Consider the following 25,898-nt stretch of genomic DNA (forward strand, 5'->3'; position numbering starts at 1 on the left):
GGGCTCGTCCCTCACCCGCTTCGTCGTCAGCGGGGTTGGATGGGCTGATTCCTCACGGGCTCGTCCCTCACCCGCTTCGTCTTCAGCCGTGCCCGATGCGTAGCAGATCCGCCACGCTCGTCAGCTTCACCCTGGGCCGCCCGGACCCAACGCCTGCCGAGCGTTCGTGGTCGTCGATCAGCTTCCAGTGGTCGTCGGTCACCACCTTCGGCTGCCGCTCCACCAGCCACCTCGCCAGTTGATCGGCGTGGTCGGCGCCGAAGTCCGCCAGCTCGGCGGTGCTCAAGTCCTCGAGCAGGGTGTTGACGGTGGCCTGGGAGTCCTTCTTGTTGGTGCCGATCACCCCGCTGGGGCCGCGCTTGATCCAGCCCGCGACGTATTCGTTGCGGCTGCCCGCAATCCTGCCGTCGACATGCGGGATGGTTCCGGTGCGCTCGTCGAACGGCAACCCCGGCGTGGGCATCCCCCGGTAACCGACCGCACGCACCACCAGCTGTGCGGACACCTCGTCGCGTTCACCGGTGTCCTTGGCGGTCACCCGGCCGTCGGCGCCGCTGACCAGTTCGTTGCGGCCGAGCACGATCGACTCGACCCTGTCGGCGCCTCTGATCTCGATCGGTGAGGTGCAGAACCGGAATACGATGCGACGTGTCGCGCCGCTGGGCGTGTTCTCGGCGTAGCCACGCAACACCTTGACGTTGTTGCGCACCGTCTTACCCGCGGCCTCGAGATCGTCGTCGGTGATGTCGGCGAGGTCGGCGGGGTCGACGACGATGTCGACGTCGCCGAGCGCCTCCAGTTCACCGAGCTCCCGCAGCTCCAACGTGGTGAAAGGCGCCTGCAGCGGACCGCGCCTGCCCACGACCAGCACCTCTTCCACGCCGCGGCCGTGCAGCGACTCCAGTGCGTGGTCGGCGATGTCGGTGGCCGCGAGCACGTCGGGGTCACTGACGAGGATGCGCGCCACGTCCAGCGCGACGTTGCCGTTGCCGATCACCACGGCGCGTCCGGCCGTCAGGTCCGGCGCGATCTCCCCGAAGTGCGGGTGCGCGTTGTACCACCCGACGAAGTCGACCGCCGCCACGCTTCCCGGAAGGTCTTCCCCCGGGATTCCCAGGGACCGATCGGATTGCGCACCGATGGCGTAGACGACGGCGTCGTACCGTTCGGCCAGCTCGGCGGGATGCACGTGATCACCGACGACGACATTGCCGAAGAAGCGGAATCGCGGATCCATCGCCGTCTTCTCGAACTGGGCGCTGACCGACTTGATCTTCGGATGATCGGGGGCCACACCCGAGCGCACCAACCCGAACGGGGTCGGGAGCATCTCCAGCATGTCGACCTGTACGTCGCGGTCACCGTCGGAGTCGGCGAACTTCAGCAGGGACGCGGCGGCAAAGTACCCCGAGGGTCCTGAGCCGATGATGGCCACGTGATAGGGCCGCATTTCGGGCATGTAGGGGCTGCCTTCTGTCGCTGCCCGGTCACGCGCAAGGGGCTGTCGCGACGCGGCCGGGCGAGGTTCCCTCCCGATGCTAGAGCGCGAGCAACGCAGGACGCGGCATTCCGCGAGGGTGGTGCGAAATCGGGCGGGTTTTTCGGAGAAGACGCCGATGAGCGGTTGCCGGCAGCGCGGTGAGTACCCTGAACTCCCGTGGATCCTGACCGTCAAGCCGACATCGCCAACCTCGACACCACGCTCACCACGGTGGAGCGGGTTCTCGATGTGGAGGCGCTTCGCGGTCGCATCGAGATGCTCGAGCAACAGGCGTCCGACCCGAACCTGTGGGACGACCAGGCGCACGCCCAGAAGGTGACCAGCGAGTTGTCACACGCCCAGGGCGAGTTGCGGCGTGTCGAGGAGCTGCGCGGGCGGCTCGACGACCTGCCGGTGCTCTACGAGCTGGCCGGCGAGGAGGCGGGGGCGGAGGGTGACTCTGCGCTCGTCGAGGCCGACGCAGAGCTCGCTCAGCTGCGCGAGGACATCGCGGCGATGGAGGTGCGCACCCTGCTCTCCGGTGAGTACGACGAGCGCGAAGCGCTGGTCAACATCCGTTCCGGGGCCGGCGGCGTGGACGCCGCCGACTGGGCCGAGATGCTGATGCGGATGTACATCCGGTGGGCCGAGCAGCACAAGTACCCGGTCGAGGTGTTCGACACGTCCTACGCCGAAGAGGCGGGCATCAAGAGCGCCACGTTCGCCGTGCACGCCCCATTCGCCTACGGCACGCTCTCGGTCGAGCAGGGCACCCACCGGCTGGTGCGGATCAGCCCGTTCGACAACCAGGGCCGCCGCCAGACCTCGTTCGCCGAAGTCGAGGTGCTGCCGGTCACCGAGACCACTGACCACATCGACATTCCCGACGCCGACGTCCGGGTGGACGTCTACCGCTCCAGCGGTCCCGGCGGCCAGTCGGTGAACACCACCGATTCGGCCGTTCGACTCACCCACGTCCCGACCGGTATCGTCGTCACCTGTCAGAACGAGAAGTCGCAGTTGCAGAACAAAGTGTCGGCGATGCGCGTGCTTCAGGCAAAGTTATTGGAACGCAAGCGCATAGAAGAGCGGGCCGAGATGGACGCCCTCAAGAGCGACGGCGGCAGCTCCTGGGGTAACCAGATGCGTTCCTACGTGTTGCACCCCTACCAGATGGTGAAGGACCTGCGCACCGAATACGAGGTCGGAAATCCAGCCGCCGTGCTGGACGGAGACATCGACGGCTTCCTGGAAGCCGGAATTCGATGGCGTAACAGAAAAGATGACGACTAGCACCTATCAAGCCATCGACTTCGCCGAGGGCTGGCACAGTTTCTGGCATGGCGAAATCGGCACATGGCTGCTGACGCAGGGACTGCATATCGCCCTGCTGGTCATCGGCGCGCTGCTGGCTGCCCGGTTCATCAACTGGGTCGCACGCCGAGTGACGCGGCGCATCGACGCCGAGTATCAGGAAAGCAACCAGCTGGTGCGCTCGGAGAGCGCCAAGCACCGCCAGGCGGTGGCGTCGGTGATCTCGTGGGTGTCGATCGCGATCCTGTTCGTCGTCGTCGCGGTCGAGATCACCGACGTGGTCAACGTTCCGGTGGGCTCCCTGGTGGCACCGGCGGCGGTGCTCGGCGCGGCGCTCGGTTTCGGCGCGCAGAAGCTGGTGCAGGATCTGCTGGCCGGGTTCTTCATCATCACCGAACGCCAGTACGGTTTCGGCGACCTGGTGCAGGTGAACATGCTCGGCGCGCCCAACGAGGCTGAGGGCACCGTCGAGGAGGTCACCCTGCGGGTGACCAAACTGCGCACCAGCGAAGGCGAGGTGTGGACCGTCCCGAACGGCAACATCGTCCGCTCCCTGAACATGTCGAAGGACTGGGCCCGCGCCGTCGTCGACATCCCGGTGCCCACCACCGCTGATCTCAACCGGGTCAACGAACTGCTGCACGCCGTCGGCGTGGACGCGATGGAGGACGAGGGGCTCAGTGCACTTCTGCTGGACACCCCGCAGTTGATGGGCGTAGAGAGCATCGAGTTGGACACCGTGAACCTGCGGATGGTGGCCCGGACGCTGCCCGGCAAGCAGTACGAGGTCGGCCGGCGACTGCGCATCCGGATCATCGCGGCGCTCAACCGCGCCGGGATCGCCACCAGCGAGCACCCGCCGACCTTCGACACCATCGCCGGCCAGAGTGAGCAAGCCCAGAGCCGCGCGGAGGCCAAGAAATGAACCTCGGGGAGAGGCTGCGCCACTGGCGCCGGGAAGATCGCGGCTGGCCGCGATACATGCCGGGTGGGCGGATACGCACGTCGACGGCCGGGCTCATCGTCGCCTTCATTCTGTTGTCCTGGGTCGCCCAGGTCTACGAGCCGCCCGCCCGACCGCCGGCGGTGCCGGAATCGGCGATCGTGCCTCCCGGCTTCGTGCCGGACCCGAACTACACCTGGGTGCCGCGGACCAACGTGCGCACCCGCGAACCCGAGGTCACCACCACGACCCCGACGACCACCACGACGAGCCCAACGTCGACGACCACCACGACGGAACCGCCCGTGCCCGGGGCGCCGACGACACCGACCGATCCCGAGGGTCCGACGACCACCGTGATCGACCCCGACGGCACCGGGCCGGGCAGCCCGGAGACCTTCACGCAGGCACCGCCCCAGCCGCCTGCGCAGGCCCCGACCCCTGCGCCGACGGGCCCGGTACCTCCCACCACGGTGCCTCCGCAGTAGTGCCGAGGTAATCCGATGTCTGCCCGCTACACTGGCGTGCCGTGATGATCACCCTCGACCATGTGTCAAAGCAGTACAAGTCGTCGGCACGTCCAGCGCTCGACAACATCTCGGTCAAGATCGAGAAGGGTGAGTTCGTCTTCCTCATCGGACCGTCCGGATCCGGCAAGTCCACGTTCATGCGGCTGCTGCTGGCCGAGGACCAGCCGTCGTCCGGAGACATCCACGTCTCCAAGTTCCACGTCAACAAGCTGTCCGGCCGCCACATCCCCGGTCTGCGGCAGGTCATGGGGTGTGTGTTCCAGGACTTCCGGCTGCTGCAGCAGAAGACGGTGTTCGAGAACGTCGCGTTCGCCCTCGAGGTGATCGGCAAGCGCGCCGACACCATCAACCGGGTGGTTCCCGACGTGCTGGAGATGGTGGGTCTGTCCGGTAAGGCCAACAGGCTGCCCGCGGAGTTGTCCGGTGGTGAGCAGCAACGGGTCGCCATCGCGCGGGCGTTCGTGAACCGGCCGCTGGTGCTGCTGGCCGACGAGCCGACCGGCAACCTGGACCCCGAGACCAGCAAGGACATCATGGACCTGCTCGAGCGGATCAACCGCACGGGCACCACAGTGCTGATGGCCACCCACGACCACCACATCGTCGACTCGATGCGTCAGCGGGTCGTCGAACTCGAACTCGGCCGGCTGATTCGCGACGAACAGCGCGGCGTCTACGGAATGGACCGTTAAGTGCGCTTCGGCTTCCTGATCAACGAGGTCATCACCGGGCTTCGCCGCAACGTGACGATGACGGTCGCGATGATCCTCACCACCGCGATCTCCATCGGACTGCTCGGCGGCGGGCTGCTGGTGGTGCGCCTGGCCGACCAGTCGCGCGACATCTACCTCGACAGGGTGGAGAGCCAGGTCTTCCTCACCAACGACGTCTCGGCCAACGACCCGAACTGCGATGCCGACCCGTGTGTGGCGCTGCGGCAGACGATCGAGGACCGCGACGACGTGCGGTCGGTGCGCTTCCTGAACCGCGACCAGGCCTACGACGACGCGATTCAGAAGTTCCCCCAGTACAAGGATGTCGCGGGCCGCGATGCGTTCCCGGCGTCGTTTGTCGTCAGGCTCGAAGACCCCGAGCAGCACCAGGACTTCGACGAGGCGATGGTGGGCCAGCCGGGCGTGCTCAATGTCTTGAACCAGAAGGACCTGATCGACCGGTTGTTCGCGGTGCTCGACGGCCTGTCCAACGCGGCGTTCGCGGTGGCGCTGGTCCAGGCGATCGGGGCGGTGCTGTTGATCGCCAACATGGTTCAAGTCGCCGCCTACACCCGCCGCACCGAGATCGGCATCATGCGACTGGTCGGTGCGAGCCGCTGGTACACCCAGCTGCCGTTCCTGGTCGAGGCGATGCTGGCCGCGCTGATCGGCGTGCTGATCTCGATCGCGGGCCTCATCGCGGTGCGGGCACTGTTCCTGGAGAACGCTCTCGACCAGTTCTATCAAGCCAATCTCATCGCCCGGATCGACTACGCCGACATCCTCTATATCTCGCCGATCCTGCTGTTGGTAGGTGTGGCGATGGCCGGGGTGACGGCGTATGCGACGTTGCGACTGTACGTACGAAGGTAGCCGTGGCGAAGAAGGGCAAGACGGCCAAGGACAGCAACAACCAGGTGGTGGCCACCAACCGCAAGGCCAGGCACAACTATTCGATTCTCGAGACGTTCGAGGCCGGGGTTGCGCTGGTGGGCACCGAGGTCAAGAGCCTGCGCGAGGGGCAGGCGTCGCTGGCCGACGCGTTCGCCACCGTCGACGACGGCGAGATCTGGCTGCGCAACCTGCACATCCCGGAGTATCACCACGGCAGCTGGACCAATCACGCACCGCGGCGCAACCGCAAGCTGCTGCTGCACCGCCGCGAGATCGACAACCTGGTCGGCAAGGTCCGCGACGGCAACCTGACCCTGGTGCCGCTGTCGCTGTACTTCACGGGCGGCCGGGTCAAGGTGGAGTTGGCGCTCGCGCGCGGCAAGCAGGCGCACGACAAACGGCAGGATCTGGCCCGTCGCGACGCCGAGCGTGAGGTCACCCGGGAGCTGGGGCGACGCGTCAAGGGCATGACCTCCTGACCGGCATCCTCAGTGCGCTGATCGCGGCGCTGGGATACGGCGTCAGCGACTTCGTCGGCGGCATCGCGTCGCGACGGGTCGCCGCACTGCGGGTGGTGCTGGTGTCCTATCCGGTGGCGCTGGTGCTGTTGACCGTCATCGCGGTGCCGTTCGGGGGGCACATCGATACCCCCGCCGTGGTGTGGGGCCTGCTGTCCGGGGTGGCCCAGGCGTTCGGTGTGTGGTGGTTCTACGCCGCACTGGGATCGGGACCGATCTCGGTGGTGTCGCCGCTGACGGCGATCCTGGTTGCCGGCATCCCGGTGGGTTTCGGTCTGGCGCTCGGCGAGCGTCCCGGGGTGATCGCCCTCGTCGGTGTGCTGCTGGCACTCGCCGCGGTGGTTCTGGTCAGCCGCGAGGCGACCGACGAGGACATCAAACCGCACCGCTTCACCGTGAAGGTGGCGTGGTTGACCGTCGGTGCCGGGGTGGCATTCGGGATGAACTTCGTCGTGCTCGATCAGGTACCGCCCGAGGCCGAACTGTGGCCGTTGGTGTTCGGGCGGATCGCGGCCATGGGGATCGTGGCGCTGGCCGCCGTCGTCACGGCCAACCTGGTGCTCGAGCGGGGTATTCCGTTGCGGCTGGCGGTGTTCGCCGGCGTGTTGGACACCATCGCCAACGTCGCCACCTTGCTGGCCCTGCAGTCGGCGATGTTGTCGCTGGCCGGTGTGCTGATCGCGCTTTATCCGGCCGCGACCGTTTTGTTGGCGATCATGGTCCTCCGGGAGCGGGTGACACGTTGGCAGGCGATCGGCATGGTGCTGGCTCTGGCATCTGTCGGAATGATCGCCTCCGGTTAGCTACGGTCAGAGTTCGAGCCCGAACGGGGGGCACCGCGCTAGCGGAGGGAGGGGGCCGGTCAAGGCAAACCAGCTGCGCATCGTCCTTTTTGCCATCGTCACGCTGCTGGTGTTGGTCAATGCAGCGGCGCCCTGGGAGGACGCGGCGGCGCAGCGCGGAGAAGTCATCCTCCAGTTGGCTGTGGGGCTGGGGGCGGTGGTTTGCGGCCTGGTCGTCTCGGCGCGGGTGAGCGGCATGGCGCGCTGGTGGCGACTGCTCTACGTCGCAGCTCTTGTGGGGTGGCTGGTCGGCCAGGGGCTTTGGTGGTCTGACGGAGAGGGGTCTGCTGGTCGGTCCGCATCACCGGCGGTGCTCGCCGCATATCTGGTGGTTCCGGTGTTCGCGCTGGCGTCTGTGGTGGTACTGGTCCGGGTCAGCGGCGGCCTCAGGTGGCATCCCTTGGACGCGGGACGGGATTCGGTGGCCACCACCCTGCTCGACGGGCTGGTGGCGGCGACCTCGTTCATGATCCTGACAGTCATGGGTGACTTCGGCGCGCACTCGACAGGATCGTTGCCGAGGTCGGGTATTCCGGCGGTCGAGATCACGTATTCACTGCTCGAGTTGCTGGTCGTGGTCGCCGTGATGGTGATGGCGATGCTGTACCGCCCGGGTCAGCCGTATCGGGCGAACTACCTGCTACTGGCCGGGGGCCTGGTGACGATGGCGGCATCCGACAGGGTGGCCGCGTACCTGGACCGTGTGGGGCTGGAACAGGGCAACTCATTGGGCGGAATCGGGTTCGTGATAGGTCCACTGCTCATTGCCTACGCGATGCTCGAGTATCCAGCGCCGGGCACCGACGCAGACAGGCGCGCAGACCTGGGGATGGATGCGGCCCAGCTGATTCTGCCCTATGTCGGATTTCTCGGTATCGCAATGCTGTTCGCGTTTCACGTCCTGACCGGGCGGCCGTTGAACGGCTTCGTGGTGTGGGCGACGGTGGCGATGGTGCTGCTGGTCGTCATCCGCCAGATAGTGGCGAGGCGCGCCCAACACCTACTGACACAGCGGCTGTACTGGGCCCAGCGGGGGTTGGCCTATCAGGTGCACCACGATGCGTTGACCGGGTTACCCAACCGCCTGCTGTTCGGCCAACGGCTCGAGGAGGCGATGCGCAACGGCCGATTCGTGCTGATCTTCATCGATCTCGATGACTTCAAGGAGGTCAACGATCGGTTCGGTCACGCCGCCGGCGACGACCTGCTGCGCGCGGTGGGGGAGCGTCTCAAACGCTGCATCACCGACGCCGATACGTTGGCCCGCATCGGCGGTGACGAGTTCGCGATCCTGATCGACGGTGAAGCAGACGAGCCGCAGATCGTCGCCGATCGGCTGCGGGTGGCCCTGCGGGACCCCTTTCCGGTGCAGGGCTCGTCGCTGCGGGTGCGGGCCAGTATGGGCCTGGTTCGCCCCGACGCCGATCAGTTGGACCAGACGTCGGATGACCTGCTGCGGCGAGCCGACATCTCGATGTACGCGGGTAAGCGCCTCGGCAAGGACACCGCGGTGGTCTATCAACCGTCCACCGGCGTCCAGGAGGATTTCCCGACTGCGCTGCGGCGGGCGGGCGGTGGTGTCCCCGCCGGGTTCACCCTCGCCTACCAGCCGGTCGTGCGACTTCCCGGCCGGACCCCGGTCGCGGTCGAAGCCCTGGCGCGGTGGACCGCGCCGAGTGGAATCGACATCGCACCGCAGACATTCGTCGCATCCGCCGAAGCGGCGGGGCTCGGTGCCGAACTCGATGCGCTGGTGCTCGAGCTGGCGTGCCGCGAGGTCCAGGCGGCCGGTCTGGACCTCGCCATCCACGTCAACATCGGGGCGGCGCGGCTGGGTAACCCAGCCTTCGAACACCATGTCCGTCGAGCGCTTACCCGCCATGATGTAGAACCGAACCGGCTCGTCGTGGAGATCACCGAGACCGTGCCGATCGTCGACCTCGCCGACGCCGCCGCGCAGATCGACCGGCTGCAGTCATCGGGTGTCAGGGTGGCGCTGGACGATTTCGGCGCGGGGTTCAACTCGCTGATGTACCTGCACGCGCTGCCGGTGCAGATCGTCAAGCTCGACCGCAGTTTCGCCGCGGGCACCGATCCTGAACGGAACCTCACGATGTACCGGTCGGTGATCAGGCTGTGCAGCGAGCTGGGACTGTCTGTGATCGTGGAAGGCATCGAGCTCCCTCCCCAGGCGGAGACCGTGTACATCGCCGGCTGCCGGCTGGCCCAGGGCCACCTGTTCGGCAGTGCGGTCCCGATCTCCCAGCTCAGCCCCGGCCCCCAGACACACGGCGCGCCGGTCTGACCCCACGCCCCGCGAGCGGGCGCGTCTGCTCGCCGACACGCCGGGCGCAACCGGCATTTCACGCACGCTCGTGGCCCGAACGCACTACGTTCTGCCGGGTGAACAGCCCCTCTCGCCCCGTCACCCCGCTCGACAAGTCCGACGTGCTCGATGGTCTATTTGCGTCGTGGTGCAACATCGATGCGTTGTTGCAGACGGTGCCTCCCGAGGACTGGACGGCGCCGACGTCGCTGCCCGGGTGGACGGTGCACGACGTCGTCGCCCACATGGTGGGCACGGAATCGATGCTGCAGGGTGTGCCGACGCCGCAGGCGGACATCGACGTCTCGGCCCTCGAGCACGTACGCAACGACATCGGGGTGTTGAACGAGCACTGGGTGTGGAAACTTCGCGACCTCGGCCACACCGAGTTGCACGGCGAGTTCCGCAACGTGACCGCCCAGCGCCAGGTGGCGCTCTCCGCCCTGCCCGTCGAGGAGTGGAACACCGTCACCGCGACGCCCGCCGGGCCCGACACATACGGGCGGTTCATGCGCGTCCGGGTCTTCGACTGCTGGATGCACGAACTCGACATCCGCGACGCGGTCGGGCGGCCTGCCGACAGCGACGATCTGGTGGGTCCGGCATCGAGGCAGGCGCTGGACGAGATGGCCGCCAGCATGGGTTTTGTGGTGGGCAAGCGCGGCGGCGCGCCCGACGGCGCCCGGGTCAGGATCGAGCTGACGGGGCCGCTGGCGCGAGAGATCAACGTCGCGGTGGACGGCCGCGGGCATGTGGTCCCGGACTTCGGAGGCGAGGAGCCGACCACGACGATCACGCTGGACGCGCTGCTGTTCGCCCGCATAGCGGGTGGCCGAGTCGCACCCGCGGCACTCGGCACGGAGATCGGCTACGGCGGCGACGAGGCGGTTGGCCGGCGGATCGTCGACCACCTGAACTACGTGATCTGACACCCGCGGACTGGCTGCTTGGACGGTTGCCGAACGTGCACTCACAGTCGTTCTCGACGCCTGTTCACAGCCGTGGCCGCACCCTCGCGGCTGGGTTGATCCCGTCTTGGAACTATTTATTCGCTGGCTGGTGTTGAACGGAGCGGTAGTATGGATATTCCTGCCGGAGGTCGGCAGGGGTGCGAGGGGCTGAACGGTTTCGACTTCGCGCATCGAATCAAGGGAAGCGTGCCGGTGCAGGCAACTGACCACCGTAAGCGTCGTTGCAACCAATTAAGCGCCGATTCCAATCAGCGCGACTTCGCCCTCGCTGCTTAAGCGACGGTGAGTCTGTCAGACCGGGAGCGCCCTCGGCCCGGACCCTGGCATCAGCTAGAGGGACAAACCGATACGTCCGGTCGCGGGAGGTATCGGGACATCAAACAGCGACTGGGATCGTCATCCTGACTTGTTCGCGTGAGCAGGAGATCCGAGTAGAGACATAGCGAACTGCGCACGGAGAAGCCTTGAGGGAATGCCGTAGGACCCGGGTTCAATTCCCGGCAGCTCCACAATTGAATAGCAGGTCAGGGACATAGTCCCTGGCCTGCTTTCTTTTCACATCGATATCCCATCAACATTCGGTTCTTGTAGTCGCCGCCATGGCATCGCTCAGATCCCCTCGCTCGAAAGGACGGCACCACCGTCATCCAGGTCTTCTTCAGGCACGACGGCAAGCAGACCTCGACCAGCTTCGAGGGCTTGTCGAGAAGTTCGGAGCCGAGCAAGCACTGTCGACTGTGGGGATAGATCCCGCGATGTCGACAATGACAGTCCGGGAGTGGATCGAGCGCCACATCGCGCACCTCACCGGTCTTCGGAAGACCACGCTGTGGGACTATGAGAACTATCTGGAGAAGCCCACCGGACCGGCGCTCGGTGAGCTGCCAGCGACTGCCAACGACCCAGCGCGCCGAGATGATCTGCCTCAGCGACGAGTACCTCGCACGTTTGCTCGCCAACGTCACCGATCACTGGAAGCCCCTTGTTGGGTTCCTCGTCGCCTCCGGCTGTCGGTGGGGAGAGGCAGCTGCGCTGAAGCCGTCGGACATTGATCTCAGGACCAACCGTGCGCATCACCCGGTCGATGTAGCGGACCTATGGCCGGGGTGGTTACGAGGTAGGCCCCGCCGAAGACGAAGCGATCGATCCGCACCATCAACGTCCCGGCGGCGACGCTGGCGACGCTCGACCTGACGGGAGAATCGGTCTTCGTCAGTAAGGCAGGCAGCTTCGTGAAGCGGTCCAGCGATGGGTTCGGGGTCTGGTGCGTGGGAGATGGTGCGCTCGCTGATGAGAATCCCATGTGGGCTGTGTACCAGCCGTAGGCGCTGCGTCACGTTGAGCGCCGCATCGGACATCGCCCCCGGTCGCGAAGGCACAGGCCTCCGATTTGTTCGACGACCCCCAGAAGCAGACCGGGCGCGGCGACTGAGCATGGCCGGTTTCGGCTGCGGCACAACGGGAGTTCGCGCCCCATGGAGGTCAAGTCCGACGACGGCGACGACTGGGCGTTCCTCGACGACACGGAGGGCTCATCGAGCTGACGCCAACCCTCTAGTCGTTGGCCTCGGTGCCGGGGTTGTTCGCCTCGTCGGTCGGAGCGGGTGACGACGGCTCGTCGTCTGCGAGTTCCGTATCGGGAAGAGCCTGTTCCTGCGCGGGTGCGGGTTCTTCCTCGACGAGGTCGTCGGCTTCCTCGGCGAAGTCTTCCCCGAGCATGTCTTCTTCGGACACTTCTTCCCCGAGTACGTCTTCTTCGGACACGTCTTCCCCGGGTACATCGGGCGTCGTCAGGTCGAGTTCCTCGGCCACTGGGCCCTTCTCCTCCAGCACGGCCTCGTCCTCAGTTGGTAACTGCTCTTGCACCGCAACAAGTTCCGTCTCCGGGTCGGTACTCAACATCATGGTCTGCGCTTCGGGACCGGACCACTCGTTGATCGCCGCCGGACCTTGCGCCGCGATCGCCTCGCCCACGTACTGGTCCAGAAAAATCGCCTGGGAAATGAGCCCGGGGGGTAAGGAAGTCTCCTCCGGAGTCAACAGCGCGGGTACGTAGTAACCGCCGAACAAGAAGTCCTCCGGCACACCGTTGAGCACGCCGTCGATGATGCGGGCCGGGATGTTGATGACGGCATTGACGACCCCGATGACGTCGAATGTGGTGATCGCCTCGAACACGTCGGCGATCGCGAGACCCGTTGCGGCGACGCCGTTCAACAGTGGGCTGAACGCGATGTTGAACAGATACTGGGGGCCGCCCGGCTGATCAAGGACGAGACCGAGATATGACACGACCTGCCCGATGCTCTGCCCGACGCTCTTCAACGGTTGCAGGACGATATCGGCCGCGGCGGCGAAGAATTCGTCGAACCTGCCGATCTGCAATGCGAGGACGGCCTCCTCGAACGCCGCCGCCTGGTTCTCGAGGGTCGCTCTGATGATCGGGAATGGGTCGGAGAAATACTGCTCTAGCAAGGCTCCCGTATTGAGGAGCGATTTGACGAACACTTGCGGATAGAGCTGCAAGGGACTCGGGATCGCAGCGAGTTGCACCGCATAGCTCGCCGGCGCTTTCTCCAGCGGGGCGGGGCTGATGGGTGTGACGGCGATGACGCTGGCCCCCACCAGTGCGATGCCCGCGCTCAGACACGGCCGTACAGCTGTCAACACTAGGTCCTCCCTCGGCGGCGACCCAGTGACGCCTCCCAACCACTGGAAAGTAACTGGCGGACGCAACCCGGAGCAATCAGGGGATTCCCTTGACATCACCCCTCCGAGCCGGTGACCCGCTCTCGCTGGTCGACGGGGACCGAGGACTGGACCGTCAGGGCCCCGGCACGCGCAGCGCGCGATGCCTGAATGGATTGTTGCGCTTCCTGGTCTTCTGTACTTCCCCCATCTGCCAGACGGCACCGGCCCAGTACGCCAATCGACCGGTGTCTCGGGGGCCGGGATAGCAGCCTCCTGGCGGAAGCTGATGGGGACGCGTCGGGCGAGTGTTGATCGTGTTGATGCCATCAACTTCCCCGGCGTATCCGCAGGTCACACCGCGCCCTTTTTGGGTGCTTTCCCGTGGTGGAAGCCGACGTTTTCGCAGGTCAAGTGTATTTCCGTGCCGGTTTCGATTTCCGGCAGCTCCACCGAATAGAAGCAGGTCAGAGCATTAAGCTCTGACCTGCTTCTGCTGACTAGCGGTGAAGTTGTGCGGGACGCCGCGCCGGCGCCGACATCGAAGCCGCACAATCCGGCCGGTTGGGGGCCTCGTCGGCAGCATTGCAGGCCAAGCTTGTGGAGTGGCAGACCGCTACGGCGGCGCTCAGCAGCGCCGTCGAGGACCACGGTGTCGCATCCCGGGCCGCAGCAGGGTTACACCACCACCGACACCATTACATGGGCTCGCTCGACGCTCAGATTTGATGCTGATGCGCTTCACGCGCACCGCCTCGGGGATCGTGGTGACGCGCCACCGCATCGCTGCTGACGGCCTCGGGGTGACGGTCCGCGACGTTGTGCGGCAGCGCGGGAAAAGTGTAAGGATTCTTCGCCGCCGATGCTCCTACCGGTGAGTGCGACCATCGCCATCGTTTCCTCGCCTCCGACGACGCCTCCTTCATCACCGGCGCCGCGCTGTCCGTCGACGGGGGATACCGGGCGCAGGAGCGACGATCCGGCCGCTCCACTCCAGCCATGCTCAAGCGACCCTGCGACGGGTATGTCGTCGCTCGAGTTCGACGGGCTCGGTGCGGAGCTGTACATGGTGGCGCGGGTCGCCGATCGCCGCGCGACGCCGTGACGCCGGGGCTGCCACCCGATCGTTACCAATAAGGGCCGCTCATCGTGACCACGAAACACCGCACCGGATTCCGCCGGTGTCGGGCACGGTGCCGCACCATTTTGGCAGTGCCGCGCTCGGGGGATGTCGCGCCACAGTCAACGTTGGTCCCGGCTCGAAGGGGGAGCGGTATATGCGCCGATCGACGGCCTCGCTGGCAGCAGCCATCTGTGTACTCACCGCGGGGTGCACCAGCACCGGGCACGCCGAGTCCACCACACCGACGCGGACGTTGATTCCGCGTCCGCTCGTCGAGCGGGAACTGGCCAGCTTGCTGCTGAGCCCCGAAGAGGTCGACGTGGCCATGGGAACACGCGGAATGGCCGTCACCCAGAGCCAGTCCGCGATGAGCGACCACAGCGCCACCATGTCCCCGCCGGAATGCCTGGCCGTCGACGGCGCGGCCGAGGCTCTGGTCTACGCCGACAGCGGTTACCGGGCCGAACGCGATGAAAGCCTCAACAACGGCGACGACTTCACCCACTACCTCAAGCAAGCGGTCGTGTTGTTCCCGACCGTGGACATGGCGGCGGCGTTCTTCGACGCCTCGGCGGCGCAGTGGCCGGGCTGCATCGAGTACACCCACACGCAGAGCGGAACCCAGTGGTCGCCGGGGCAAATCACCAACGCAGACAGGATCCTGAGTACCGTTGCGACCCAACAGGATGCGGCGGCCCCGGGCTGGGCCTGTGGCCGTGCCCTGGCGCTGCGGAACAACATCATCGTCGACATCAACACGTGCAGCGCCGACCCCGCCGACTCGGCCGTGACGATCGCCGGCCAGATCGCCGACGACGTGACGTCGCGGTGGTGAGCGCGGCTCAGCGCCCGAGCACCGCAGCGATGCGCGCGGCCACGTCGGCGGCCACCGCGAGCGTCGGCGCGTCCGAGGCGGGGACGTAGCGGTCGGCGGCCGCGTCGTAGCGCGCCCCGGCGATGGCGCCGTGATCGGCGTCGAGCTCGGCGAGTGTCACCGGCCAACCCGCCCGCCGCAGCTCCGCGGCGAACTCCCGGCTCGCCGTGACCGGGACGACGTCGTCACCCACCCCGTGCAGCAACGTGAACGGGGCGCCGACGTCCGCTGAGCGCAGGCCGTCGGACAGGGACGCACCGGAGATCGGGTCCCGCGCGGTGAACGCGCCGCCGAGGCAGACGGTGTGCACCAGTGTGACGTCGAAGTCCGATGCGTGCAGGGTCAGTCCCGCTGCTGCGGCAGCTCCCATCGACCAGCCCACCAGCAGCAGGCCCTCGGCAGCGCCGGGCAGCGACCGGGCGAAGGCGACGGAGTTCACCAGGTCCGCGCGTCCGCCGTCGTCGGCGTGCGAGTTCCAGTCGGGCGCGACCACGCCGAGGCGATGGCCGGCCAGCTTCTCGGCGAGTGGTCCGACGGCGGCGCGGGCGTCGGTCTGCATGCCGTGCCACAGCAGCACCGTGGGATCCGACCTGTCCCCATACAGGTCGACCTGTCGTCCCGGGGCGTACTGCGCTGTCTCCATCCGGCACGTGTTCCCCGAAACGGTGACCGGCACTCAACCCGGCTGCGGGCTCTTCTTGGCGGCCTGCTCGGCGGCGTGGTCCTCGATCGCCTTGCCGATCGCGTGTGCGGCGCGGTCGACGAACTCGGTCCCGCTGCCGGTCACCCAGTCACACGATGCGGCCGGCGCCGCGAGTTGACCGGTGAAGTGCGGCATGACGTGTTGGGCGAACAGTTCGTAACTGTGCAGTTTCGCGGCCGGCGGGGCCCAGTCATGGTCGAAGAGCAGGAAGGCGCCGAACCCGCCGTTGCTGGCCTCGACGAGCTCTTCGATCTTGGCGACCGCGTCGGCCGGCGTGCCGATGACCGCGAACCCGGATTCCCGGTTGTTCGCGATGATCTCGGCGGCCGTGTCTCCCTGCACCGGGCCGGCGGGCAGAATGTGGGTGAAATAGCGGGAGAATTCGGCGATTCCGTATTCGACGTCGCGCTCAGCCTGCTCGCGCGTCTCGGCGAGGTGCATCGGCCCGACAAGACGCCACTTCGAGCGGTCGGCGACGTGGCCGTGCTCGAGCGCGACCTCCTCCCAAGTCGCCCAGTGTTGGGCGAGCAGGTCCATTCCCTGCTTGGCGGTGGCGGCGATCGACAGCATGCCGATGCCGTGCTTTCCCGCGCCGCGCGGTCCGGTGGGGGAGAAGGACGCCGCGACCGCGACGTCGAAGCAGGGATCGCTGTAGGGCTTGAGCTGTAGTCGCGCGTCCTGCAGCGTGAACCCGTCGGTGTGCATGGTGACGGTCTCGCCGCGCAGCAGGCGCATCATCGCGTCCAGGCACTGCTCCATGCGCGGCCGCTGCTGGTCGGCCGGAATGCCGAGCATGTGAGCATCGGAGGTCAGCTGGCCTGGTCCGCAGCCCAGCATGGCCCGGCCCCGGGTGAGGTGGTCGAGCAGCACCATCCGGTCGGCGAGCATCAACGGATGGTGGTAGGGCAGTGAACTCACGCCGGTGCCGAGCTTGATGTGCTTGGTGCGTTCGGCGGCGACGGCGATGACGACCTCCGGCGACGCGATGATCTCGTATCCCGCGGAGTGGTGCTCACCGATCCACGCTTCCGAGAAACCGAGGCGGTCCATCAGCACGATCAGGTCGAGGTCTCGCTCGATGGCAAGGGTCGGGTTCTGTCCGACAGGGTGGAAGGGGGCCATGAAGTTTCCGAAGCGCATCCGCCCATTGTGTCCGGGTGAGTGCTCTGGATGTCGCCGTTTCATCCCGGATCATCGGCCCGTCGCCGACTGGACGGCGTACGGACCCGAGGAGTCCTCTACTTTGGAGATGATCGTCTCGGAGGTCGGCGGCGTTTCCGTCTGCGGCCAGATGGCAATACGGCCGTGATCGCGTTGCGGCCGCTCCCGCGCGCATGTTCGGACTGAGGAGGAGAGGCCCATGTCGGAGTTGGAGGAGTTCGGTGACGAGCATGCTCCCGAACCGGTAGAGCCGACCTATGCCGAGCACCTCCACCCCGCCCGCCCCCGGACGTTGCGGTTCCGGCCCCGCGTCAAGGCTCCTTTCGCGCGCCGGTCGATCGCCCAGGACGGGTCGGCCAACGGCAACAACCCCGCGTACGTCGAGTGGTTGCGCGCACAGTCGATGCTCGCCGACGCCAACGAGATCAGCCAGCAGTTCTCCGGCCAGGGATCGATGTGGCAGAACCCGTACGCCACCCCGAATCCGCGCGCCGCGGTGGACACCGCGTCGGTCTGGTTCACCGCCTACCCGCTGTCGTTGATCACCCGGCCCGCCGAGTCGTTCCTCAAGGCCATGGCCAACGACGAGATGTGGCAGGCCTTCGCCGAGATCGGCATCGAGGCGATCCACACCGGTCCGGTGAAGCGGGCGGGCGGCATCTCGGGCTGGCAGTACACCCCGAGTGTGGACGGCCACTTCGACCGGATCAGCACCCAGATCGATCCCGCCTTCGGGACCGAGGACGAGTTCCGTCAGATGTGTGCCACCGCAACCTGGTACGGCGGCACCATCATCGACGACATCGTGCCCGGCCACACCGGTAAGGGAGCGGACTTCCGGCTGGCCGAGATGAAGTACGCGGATTACCCGGGCATCTACCACATGGTGGAGATCGATCCGCGGGACTGGCATGAGCTGCCGAAGGTGCCCGCCGGTGCGGACTCGGTCAACATCGACGCCGCCACCGAGGAGTGGCTTGCCAAGGCGGGCTACATCATTGGGCGTCTCCAACGGGTCATCTTCTACGCGGAGGGCGTCAAGGAGACGAACTGGAGCGTCACCCGGCCGGTCACGGGCATCGACGGGGTCGAGCGTCGCTGGGTCTACCTGCACTACTTCAAAGACGGTCAGCCGTCCATCAACTGGCTGGACCCGTCGTTCGCCGGCATGCGGATGGTCATCGGCGACGCCCTGCACTCACTGGCCGACCTCGGCACCGGGGCACTGCGTCTGGACGCCAACGGTTTCCTGGGAGTCGAGAAGGCCGCGTCCGAAGGCAGCAGCGCATGGTCGGAAGGCCATCCGCTGTCCGAGGCGGCCAACCACCTCATCGCGAGCATGGTGCGCAAGGTCGGCGGGTTCACCTTCCAGGAACTCAATCTCACCATCGACGACATCCGCCAGATCGGCGAGGCGGGTGCGGACCTGTCCTACGACTTCGTGAATCGGCCCGCCTACCACCATGCGCTGGCCACCGCGGACACCGAATTCCTCCGGCTGACGCTGCGCACCACCCTCGAGTTGGGCGTCGACCCGGCGTCGCTGGTGCATGCGTTGCAGAACCACGACGAACTCACCTACGAACTGCTGCACTGGGAGAACGGTCACCGCGACGACATCTACACCTACAAGGCGGCCGAACTCACGGGTGAAGAGATCGCCCACGCGGTGCGCAGCGATCTGATCGAGCGTCTGACGGGCCCCGACGCGCCGTACAACAGCCTGTTCACCACGAACGGGATCGCGTGCACGACGGCGACGGTGGTGGCTGCGGCGCTCGACATCCGCGAACTCGACGCGATCGAGGACATCGACCTCATCCGGCGCGCGCACCTGCTGCTGGCGATGTTCAACGCGCTGCAGCCGGGGGTGTTCGCGCTGTCCGGGTGGGATCTGTGCGGAATGCTGACGCTGCCGATCAGCAAAGTGCCCGAACTCGTTTCCGGCGGCGACACCCGGTGGATCAACCGGGCGGCTCACGATCTGATGGGTATCAACCCGCACGCGCATCAGTCGACCGCCGGCATGCCGCGGGGCCGCAGCCTCTACGGAACGCTGCCCGAACAGCTCGCCGACGACACCAGCTTCGTGCGTCAGTTGCAGGCGATCCTCAAGGTGCGATCGCACTACGGGGTGGCGACCAGCCGCCAGCTCGACATCCCGGAGGTGTCCCACCGCGGGATGCTGGTTCTGGTTCACGAGCTCGACGGGGAGGGACGCCTGCAGCTGACCGTGCTGAACTTCGCCAACGAGCCGATCGCCGGGACGGTGCGCTCGGAGCACCTACCCCCGGGGGCGCGGGTGTCGGACATGTTCACCGGCCACGAACTGGCAGCCGTCGACGATCTGCACAGCTTCGCTGTCGAGTTGACCCCGCTGCACGGGATGTCGCTGTTGGTGGAAAGCCAGGGCGAGGACGATCCCGTCCAGCTGGCCTAGCGCGCGGGTTGCCCGCCGGGGCGGTTCAACAGCGAGAAGAACTGGTGGGAAGGGTCGTTCGCGTCCGGGGTACCCCGCGGAGTCCCGCTGCTGATCGGGTGGCTGAAGTCGACGGTCGAGGGGTCGTTCACCTGGCTCCAGTCGGTGACGATCTTGCGCTCGACGAATTTCCATGTCCCGTCGTGGTTCTCGTACTTGTCGAGGTAGCGCCCGCCGACGATGACGTCGACGTCGTGGTCGCCGCCGTTGAGGGTGTGGGTGGCGACGGAGTAGACCTCACCTTCAGCGGTCGTGCCGCTGATGGCGAAGTTCACCGTCGTGACGTGATGTTGCATGGACCGGATGTAGGGCCGAGCGGCGGCGAGCTCGGCGAGGAACGCCTCGGTCGACCCCGCGGAGAAGGCACCGTGGTCGTCTGTGGCGTCGTGATGGTAGAGGCTGCGTAGTTCCGCGAGGTCACCCCGATCGACGGCACGGCAGTAGCTGTGGACGAGCTTGCGCAACTGGTACTCGTCGAGCATCTCCTGCAGCAGCGCTTCCGATGGTGCCATCGCGACTCAGCCTAACCGGGTGGCAGGCCGTCAGGACTTGTCGCGTAGCCGCACCAGCCGCGTGGTGGAGCTCTCGTCCAACTCCACGACCTCGGCGCGCGATCGCAGGAAATCGCTGAAGGACTTGAACCCCAACGACTTCTCGCTGAACGACGGGTCCATGCGCTTCATCTGGGCCTTCACCGCGGAGTTGTGCAGCCAGTCAACGTCGTCCTTCTCCAGTCCGATGCGCAGCGCACGGGTCAGCAGCCCGGTGGCCGTGACCTGCGGATCCGGCTCATCCTGTGTGTCGGAGCCGTCGGAGCCGTCCGTGGCATCCGAAGACCCCGAAGAATCCGAGGAGCCCGAGGACCCCGAGGACTTGGACCGCCCGGACCGTCGTCTCGGTGCCGGCTTGTCACCGGCCGTGTCGGCCGGGGCGGAACTGGGTTCGATCGCCGGTACTCCGGGCAGCGTGTCGTAGGTGACGAACTCGTCGCAGGCCGCCGCGAGCATCCGACTCGACGACCCGGCCACCCCGATACCGACCACATAGCGGCCGAGGCGCTTGCACCGCTGGGCCAGCGCGATGTAGTCGGAGTCGCCGGCGACGATCACCACATGTGTCAGGTCGGGCAGCCGGAACATGTCCTCGACCGCGTCGACGGCCAGCCTGATGTCGGCCCCGTTCTTCCCGTAGGCCGCCGCGGGGAACAGTTGCACCAGCTCGACCGCGCGTCCCACCAGTTGACCGCGGTAACCCGCGTTGATCTCGGCCGACCAGTCGGCATAAGCCCGGGTCAGCACCAGGGTTCCGAAGGAGGACGCGAAATCGATGATCGCGCCGACGTCGACGGTGGCCCGCGCGAGCCGGCTCGGGTCGTCGTCCAGCCCCTTGGCCTTGTCGCGCTGAAAGGAGTTGCGGCCGTTGACCTGGTCGTACCGCGAGATCACGATGTTGTCGAAGTCGAGGTACACCGCAACGCGGGCCGCGCCGGATTCCGTCATGGCCCCAGTGTGCTCGATGAACCGCCGGGGTAGTCCATGACCCGTGAGGATTCACTCAAGACACCCCCGCAACGCGGCTCATCGCGCACCATGAGAATGGTGAGCAGCACCGCGACGGCTCCTGAGCCGACCCGACACACCGTGCTGGCCGAGGCCGACAGCGGTGCCTACCACTCGCTGCGGCAGCGGCCCGTGACCCGAGCCGAGCGTTATGCGCTGGGCAAGAGCCTGCGCAAGCGGGTGCCCCGGCGATCGATGGCCGACTGGAGTCCACCGGCGGGCCGCCCCGACCCGATCGAGCTGATCGATGCCAACCATCGAGGTCGGCTGGAACGGCTGATCCCGGTCCGGGTGGGGCGCATGGTCGCCTCGCCGTACGGATTTCTGCGCGGCACCGCGGTGGTGATGGCCGACGACGTGGCCAGGCTGCCGTCGACCGGCATCAGGCCGGTGGTCTGCGGCGATTCGCACCTGGGCAACTTCGGCTTCTACGCATCGCCGGAACGCGACCTGGTGATCGACCTCAACGACTTCGACGAGGCGCACCCGGGTGGCTGGGAGTGGGACCTGCGTCGCCTGGTGGCCAGCATCTGGGTGGCCGGTCGCCACAACGGCGCCTCCGAGGACGACTGCGGCTCCGCGGTGCGCTCCTGCGTCTCGGCGTACCGGCGGGAACTGCGCCGACTGTCCGACGAGCCACTGTTCTCGCGCTCCTTCACCCGGCTGGACGTCGACCAGTTGGAGGGCGAGGCAGCCGGTCCGCTGGCCGATGAGGTACGGCGGTCGGCCAAACGGGCGCGCAACCGCACCAGCGACCGTGCGCTGCCGCGATTCACCGAGGAGGTCGACGGTGTCCGCAAGATCGTCGAAGAGCCGCCGCTGATCACCCGGCTACCGCAGCGCGAGGCCGACGCGCTGGCCGAGGCGCTCGACGAATACCTGCCCACTCTGTCCACGCACTGGCGGCGCGTGCTGGGCGGCTACACGCTGCTCGACGTCGCGCAGAAGGTCGTCGGGGTGGGCAGCGTCGGCCTGCGCGCCTATGTCGCCCTGCTGGAGGGCTCCTCGCCGGAGGACGTGGTCTTCCTGCAGCTCAAACAGGCCCGCCGCTCGGTGCTGGCGCGCCACGTGCACGGCGAATCCGCCCTGCACGCCCACCAGGGCCAACGCGTGGTGGAGTACCAGCAGGCGCTGCAGACGGTCAGCGATCCGCTGCTGGGCTGGACCACCGTGGACGGCCTGCAGTACTACGTGCGGCAATTCCGCAACATGAAGGGGACCATCCCGCTGGACGCGATGGACTCCAAGGCGCTCATCGACTACACGGGTGTGGTGGGTCAGCTGCTGGCCAAGGGGCACGCCCGCACCAGCGGCGCCTCGATGATCGCGGGCTACCTGGGGCACTCGAAGAAGGTGGACGACGCGCTGGCCACCTTCGCCCGAAGGTACGCCGACCAGACCGAAGCCGACCACGCCGCGCTGGTGGCCGCCGTGGACCGGGGGCGGTTGCCGGTCGAGCGGGGTGTCTAGTTTTCGACGAGGCGGCGCAGGTTGTCGAGGCTGGCCGACAGCGCCGACCCGCCAGACGTAACGGCGGGTAGCCTGAGGCCATCCCCATCCCGAGTGCGCCCACCGGCCCGATCCGCGTCGCGCTGCTCGCACCGATTGCGTGGCGGACGCCGCCACGTCACTACGGGCCGTGGGAGCAGTTCGCCTCGTTGCTCACCGAAGGTCTGGTGGCGGCCGGCCACCACGTCACCCTGTTCGCGACCGCGGACTCGATCACCACCGCCGCGCTGCACGCGACGGCACCGGCCGGATGGTCCGAGGACGTGACGATCGACGCCAAGGTCGCCGAATGTCTGCACATCGCGTCGGTCTTCGAACGCGCCGACGATTTCGACGTCATCCACAACGGGTTCGACTTCCTGCCACTCACCTACAGCGCCCTGATCGCGACGCCGGTCGTCACGACGATCCACGGCTTCTCGTCGCCACGGATCGTTCCGGTCTACGAGCGCTACGACGGCAGCACCGCCTACGTGTCGATCAGCGATGCCGACCGACACCCGAATCTGACCTATGCCGCCACCATCCACCACGGCATCGACACCGGCGGGTTCACCACCCACCCCGATCCCGGCGAGCATCTGTTGTTCTTCGGGCGGATCCACCCCGACAAGGGCACCGCGGATGCGATCGAGGTCGCCCGCCGGTCCGGCCGGCGTCTCGACATCGCCGGAATAATCCAGGACGAGAGGTACTTTCGTGATCAGGTCGCTCCACACATCGATGGCGACCGGGTGCGTTACCTCGGCGCCGTCGACGCGGCCGGGCGTGCCGAGGTTCTCGGTGGCGCGCACGCACTGCTGCACCTGATCGACTTCGATGAACCCTTCGGCTACAGCGTGGTGGAGGCGATGGCCTGCGGCACACCGGTGATCGCGAATGCGCGAGGTTCGATGAGTGAGCTGATCACCCCTGGCGTCACCGGCTCATTGGTCATCGACATCGACTCCGCGGTTGCCGCCGTCGCCGCCGTCACGGATCTGGACCGCAGCCGGATCGCCGAGATCGCCGACGAGCGCTTCGCGGTCGAGACGATGGTCGAGAAGTACGTCGACGTGTATCGCGCAATCATCGATCGGTCGTGAAACCCTCTCTGAGGCAACATGAATCGGGTGCCGTTCAGGCGCAGCAGTCGGGGTTGAGCACCGCGCACAAGGCGCCGACCGCGTCGCTCGCGACTCGGTGGTAGACGCGCATGCCCCGCCGGTCGGATTCGACGAAGCCGGCGCGCCGAAGTTGTGCCAGGTGATGGCTGACGGTGGATTCGCTGAGCCCGAGGACGTCGGCGAGCTCTCCGCTGTTCTGCGCGCCGGAGGCCGAACTGTAGAGCAGCGACATGATCTTCACCCTCGCCGGGTCCGCCAGCGCCTTCAGGCGCAGCGCCACCTGAAGCGCATCGTCGTCGCTCATCGGCCCGGCCGCGACGGGTGCGCAGCACACCGGTGCGGAGATGTCGACGGTCGGCAGTGTCTTGGGCACGGTTCGATTCTGCCAGAGGATTGACATATATCAAAAAGGTGGCAGGGTGGCGGTAGCGCGCTAATTCGATATAAGTCTCACAGGTATGGAGGTTCTCATGTCCCGAGTTCAACTCGCCCTCAACGTCGACGACCTCGACGCGGCGATCACGTTCTACTCCAAGCTGTTCAACACCGCACCCGCCAAGATCAAGGACGGGTACGCCAACTTCGCGGTCGCCGAACCGCCGCTCAAACTGGTTCTCATCGAGAACCCGGGCAAAGGCGGTTCGCTCAACCACCTCGGCGTCGAGGTATCGACGAGCGAGGCCGTGCACACCGAGATCGGCCGGCTCAGCGCGGAGGGTCTCTTCACCGAGGAGGAGATGAACACCACCTGCTGTTTCGCCACCCAGGACAAGGTGTGGGTCGCCGGGCCGGCAGGGGAGAAGTGGGAGGTCTACACCGTGTTGTCGGACTCCGACGTGTTCGGCACCAGCCCGCAGCACACCGAGGGCGGTACCGCTGAGACCGACGTGTGCTGCGGCGCCGATGTGGGGGAAAAGGCGGAAAACGCCTGCTGCTGACGAATACCGTGATCTGCTGCGGTCCAGACGACGGCTCCATAGATTGGTAGCGAGATCGGCCACCCACGCGCCGACGCGTCAGAGGTGCAGGGTGTGATGTCGAGGATCAAGAGGCAGATGAGGCCGGCCGGAATGCGGCCGCTGCCGCCTCCGCCATGACCGTGCCGATTCGTCCCGACGACATCACCACCGAGGTGTTCCGGTCGTTGACCGGCCTGTCCGGCGTCACCGGTGTGCACCTCCTCGGTGCCGATCACGGCACCGCCGTGCGGGCGCGTCTGGAGGTGACGGGTCCGCCCGGCACGCCGCGGCGGGTGTTCGCCAAGTTGACGCCCACCCGGCCGGTGGAACGGCTGTTCGACAACGTGATGCGGTTGGGACGCAACGAGGTCGAGGTCTACCGGCGACTGGGCCCAGATCTCGGTGACGTGGCACCGGCGGTCTACGGTGCGGCCTCGGGCGGGGGCAGGTCTGTGCTGTTGATGGAGGACCTGGCGCCGGCAGGCGCGCGCTTCGGCGACGTCGCCGGGTCGTGCACGCCGGACGAGGCCGTCGCGGTGGCCAGGGCGCTCGCCGGGTTCCACGCGATGTTCTGGCAGTCGGCCCGGTTCACGGCGGATCTGGCGGCGTTCACTCCACCCGCAGCCAGGTCGGTGTCGTGGGGCCCGCAGACCTGGCGGCTGGTGGCGCTGCTGCCCCGCCGCTACCACGACGTCGTCCCGCCCGCGGTCCGCGCCGACGCCGCCATCGTGCGCACCCGGCGAAGGGCCGTCGCTGCGGCGCTTCGCGATTTTCCGCTGACGTTCCTGCACGGTGACACCCACCGGGGCAACATCTGTTTCCTCGGCGCCCGTCCTGTCCTGTTCGACTGGCAGGTCGCCGCGCAGGGCCCCGGCCTCAAGGACCTCGCCTACTTCGCCGTCACGTCGCTGGACCCCGACCTGCGGCGCAGCATCGAACGCGAACTACTCACCGAGTACCTCGACGCACTGTCCGCGCGATCCGGGCCACGGCTGCCGTTCGAACAGGCCTGGGACGACTACCGGATGCTCGCGGTGACCGCCTACATCGCCGCCGCAGTCACCGCCGCTTTCAGTGGGCGGCTGCAGGGGGAGGACGTGACCCGCGCCGGGCTCGACCGCGGCGCGCAGGCCGTGCAGGACCTCGATTCGTTCGCCGAGCTCCGGCGGCGCATCGGCGAGCGGTGAAAAGACCCGTACTCTTCCA

The 25,898-nt window shown here is 67.0% G+C and carries 22 protein-coding genes and 1 other RNA gene; 16 read left to right on the plus strand and 7 right to left on the minus strand.

Annotated features, from left to right (window positions below; all coding sequences use genetic code 11):
- Positions 1–82: 82 nt before the first annotated feature.
- Complete coding sequence (locus tag BEMPMBAN_RS21860; protein WP_159233343.1) at positions 83–1,459, minus strand: FAD-dependent oxidoreductase; 1,377 nt, start codon at positions 1,457–1,459, stop codon at positions 83–85.
- Positions 1,460–1,657: 198 nt separating this feature from the next.
- Between BEMPMBAN_RS21860 and prfB the strand changes: the two genes are divergently transcribed.
- From prfB to ssrA, 10 genes are all read left to right on the plus strand, one after another.
- Positions 1,658–2,773, plus strand: a complete 1,116-nt coding sequence (gene prfB / locus BEMPMBAN_RS21865; protein WP_159233344.1) for a peptide chain release factor 2 — start codon at positions 1,658–1,660, stop codon at positions 2,771–2,773.
- The gene (locus tag BEMPMBAN_RS21870; protein WP_159233345.1) at positions 2,763–3,719 is read left to right on the plus strand and encodes a mechanosensitive ion channel family protein; all 957 of its coding nucleotides are present in this window, start codon (positions 2,763–2,765) and stop codon (positions 3,717–3,719) included. The genes prfB and BEMPMBAN_RS21870 overlap by 11 nt, the downstream gene beginning before the upstream one ends.
- A complete protein-coding gene (locus BEMPMBAN_RS21875) occupies positions 3,716–4,225 on the plus strand; it encodes an Rv3103c family proline-rich protein (protein WP_159233346.1) in 510 nt (169 codons plus the stop codon). The genes BEMPMBAN_RS21870 and BEMPMBAN_RS21875 overlap by 4 nt, the downstream gene beginning before the upstream one ends.
- A gap of 44 nt (positions 4,226–4,269) precedes the next feature.
- A complete protein-coding gene (gene ftsE / locus BEMPMBAN_RS21880; protein ID WP_159233421.1) occupies positions 4,270–4,959 on the plus strand; it encodes a cell division ATP-binding protein FtsE in 690 nt (229 codons plus the stop codon).
- A complete protein-coding gene (ftsX, locus tag BEMPMBAN_RS21885; RefSeq protein ID WP_159233347.1) occupies positions 4,960–5,853 on the plus strand; it encodes a permease-like cell division protein FtsX in 894 nt (297 codons plus the stop codon).
- Between the two features lie 2 nt (positions 5,854–5,855).
- The gene (gene smpB, locus BEMPMBAN_RS21890; RefSeq protein ID WP_159233348.1) at positions 5,856–6,353 is read left to right on the plus strand and encodes an SsrA-binding protein SmpB; all 498 of its coding nucleotides are present in this window, start codon (positions 5,856–5,858) and stop codon (positions 6,351–6,353) included.
- On the plus strand, positions 6,350–7,195 hold the full coding sequence (locus tag BEMPMBAN_RS21895; protein ID WP_200846080.1) for a DMT family transporter: 846 nt from the start codon (positions 6,350–6,352) through the stop codon (positions 7,193–7,195). Before smpB ends, BEMPMBAN_RS21895 begins: the two co-directional genes overlap by 4 nt.
- 103 nt (positions 7,196–7,298) lie before the next feature.
- Positions 7,299–9,539, plus strand: a complete 2,241-nt coding sequence (locus BEMPMBAN_RS21900; RefSeq protein WP_425295002.1) for a putative bifunctional diguanylate cyclase/phosphodiesterase — start codon at positions 7,299–7,301, stop codon at positions 9,537–9,539.
- A gap of 98 nt (positions 9,540–9,637) precedes the next feature.
- Positions 9,638–10,489, plus strand: coding sequence for a maleylpyruvate isomerase family mycothiol-dependent enzyme (locus BEMPMBAN_RS21905; RefSeq protein WP_159233349.1), 852 nt, complete (start codon positions 9,638–9,640; stop codon positions 10,487–10,489).
- 185 nt (positions 10,490–10,674) lie between these two features.
- Positions 10,675–11,043, plus strand: a transfer-messenger RNA (tmRNA) gene (ssrA, locus tag BEMPMBAN_RS21910).
- 1,042 nt (positions 11,044–12,085) lie between these two features.
- Here ssrA and BEMPMBAN_RS21915 read toward each other — a convergent pair.
- Positions 12,086–13,201: a hypothetical protein gene (locus BEMPMBAN_RS21915; protein WP_159233350.1), complete on the minus strand. Its 1,116-nt coding sequence runs from the start codon at positions 13,199–13,201 to the stop codon at positions 12,086–12,088.
- Positions 13,202–14,496: 1,295 nt separating this feature from the next.
- Here BEMPMBAN_RS21915 and BEMPMBAN_RS21920 point away from each other — a divergent pair.
- Positions 14,497–15,177, plus strand: a complete 681-nt coding sequence (locus BEMPMBAN_RS21920) for a sensor domain-containing protein (protein WP_159233352.1) — start codon at positions 14,497–14,499, stop codon at positions 15,175–15,177.
- A gap of 7 nt (positions 15,178–15,184) precedes the next feature.
- On the opposite strand, the gene BEMPMBAN_RS21925 is transcribed toward BEMPMBAN_RS21920, so the two are convergent.
- Both BEMPMBAN_RS21925 and BEMPMBAN_RS21930 read right to left on the minus strand, forming a co-directional pair.
- A complete protein-coding gene (locus tag BEMPMBAN_RS21925) occupies positions 15,185–15,859 on the minus strand; it encodes an alpha/beta hydrolase family protein (RefSeq protein ID WP_159233353.1) in 675 nt (224 codons plus the stop codon).
- A gap of 33 nt (positions 15,860–15,892) precedes the next feature.
- The gene (locus BEMPMBAN_RS21930; protein WP_159233354.1) at positions 15,893–17,059 is read right to left on the minus strand and encodes an LLM class flavin-dependent oxidoreductase; all 1,167 of its coding nucleotides are present in this window, start codon (positions 17,057–17,059) and stop codon (positions 15,893–15,895) included.
- 220 nt (positions 17,060–17,279) lie between these two features.
- Between BEMPMBAN_RS21930 and treS the strand changes: the two genes are divergently transcribed.
- Complete coding sequence (gene treS / locus BEMPMBAN_RS21935) at positions 17,280–19,520, plus strand: maltose alpha-D-glucosyltransferase (protein WP_159233355.1); 2,241 nt, start codon at positions 17,280–17,282, stop codon at positions 19,518–19,520.
- Here the strand turns inward: treS and BEMPMBAN_RS21940 are convergent.
- Together BEMPMBAN_RS21940 and BEMPMBAN_RS21945 are read right to left on the minus strand one after the other, a co-directional pair.
- Entirely contained in the window at positions 19,517–20,071 is a 555-nt protein-coding gene (locus tag BEMPMBAN_RS21940) for a nuclear transport factor 2 family protein (protein ID WP_159233356.1), read from the minus strand. The two genes, treS and BEMPMBAN_RS21940, sit on opposite strands and share 4 nt — an antisense overlap.
- A gap of 30 nt (positions 20,072–20,101) precedes the next feature.
- The gene (locus BEMPMBAN_RS21945) at positions 20,102–21,058 is read right to left on the minus strand and encodes an NYN domain-containing protein (protein WP_159233357.1); all 957 of its coding nucleotides are present in this window, start codon (positions 21,056–21,058) and stop codon (positions 20,102–20,104) included.
- A gap of 90 nt (positions 21,059–21,148) precedes the next feature.
- Here BEMPMBAN_RS21945 and BEMPMBAN_RS21950 point away from each other — a divergent pair, with 90 nt between their 5' ends.
- Both BEMPMBAN_RS21950 and BEMPMBAN_RS21955 read left to right on the plus strand, forming a co-directional pair.
- Positions 21,149–22,588 carry a DUF2252 domain-containing protein gene (locus BEMPMBAN_RS21950; protein ID WP_159233424.1) on the plus strand — a complete coding sequence of 480 codons (1,440 nt, stop codon included), beginning with the start codon at positions 21,149–21,151 and terminating at the stop codon, positions 22,586–22,588.
- A 188-nt stretch (positions 22,589–22,776) separates the two neighbouring features.
- The gene (locus BEMPMBAN_RS21955; RefSeq protein WP_234897635.1) at positions 22,777–23,712 is read left to right on the plus strand and encodes a glycosyltransferase family 4 protein; all 936 of its coding nucleotides are present in this window, start codon (positions 22,777–22,779) and stop codon (positions 23,710–23,712) included.
- 34 nt (positions 23,713–23,746) lie between these two features.
- On the opposite strand, the gene BEMPMBAN_RS21960 is transcribed toward BEMPMBAN_RS21955, so the two are convergent.
- Entirely contained in the window at positions 23,747–24,106 is a 360-nt protein-coding gene (locus tag BEMPMBAN_RS21960; protein ID WP_159233358.1) for an Rv2640c family ArsR-like transcriptional regulator, read from the minus strand.
- A gap of 97 nt (positions 24,107–24,203) precedes the next feature.
- On the opposite strand from BEMPMBAN_RS21960, the gene BEMPMBAN_RS21965 reads away from it, so the two are divergent.
- Together BEMPMBAN_RS21965 and BEMPMBAN_RS21970 are read left to right on the plus strand one after the other, a co-directional pair.
- Positions 24,204–24,671 carry an ArsI/CadI family heavy metal resistance metalloenzyme gene (locus BEMPMBAN_RS21965; RefSeq protein WP_159233359.1) on the plus strand — a complete coding sequence of 156 codons (468 nt, stop codon included), beginning with the start codon at positions 24,204–24,206 and terminating at the stop codon, positions 24,669–24,671.
- Positions 24,672–24,826: 155 nt separating this feature from the next.
- Positions 24,827–25,879 (plus strand): phosphotransferase, encoded by a 1,053-nt coding sequence (locus BEMPMBAN_RS21970; protein WP_159233360.1) that lies wholly within the window; start codon positions 24,827–24,829, stop codon positions 25,877–25,879.
- Positions 25,880–25,898: the final 19 nt, after the last annotated feature.

The organism is Mycolicibacterium austroafricanum (genome assembly GCF_902705885.1).
In the GTDB taxonomy this organism is placed as follows: domain Bacteria; phylum Actinomycetota; class Actinomycetes; order Mycobacteriales; family Mycobacteriaceae; genus Mycobacterium; species Mycobacterium vanbaalenii_A.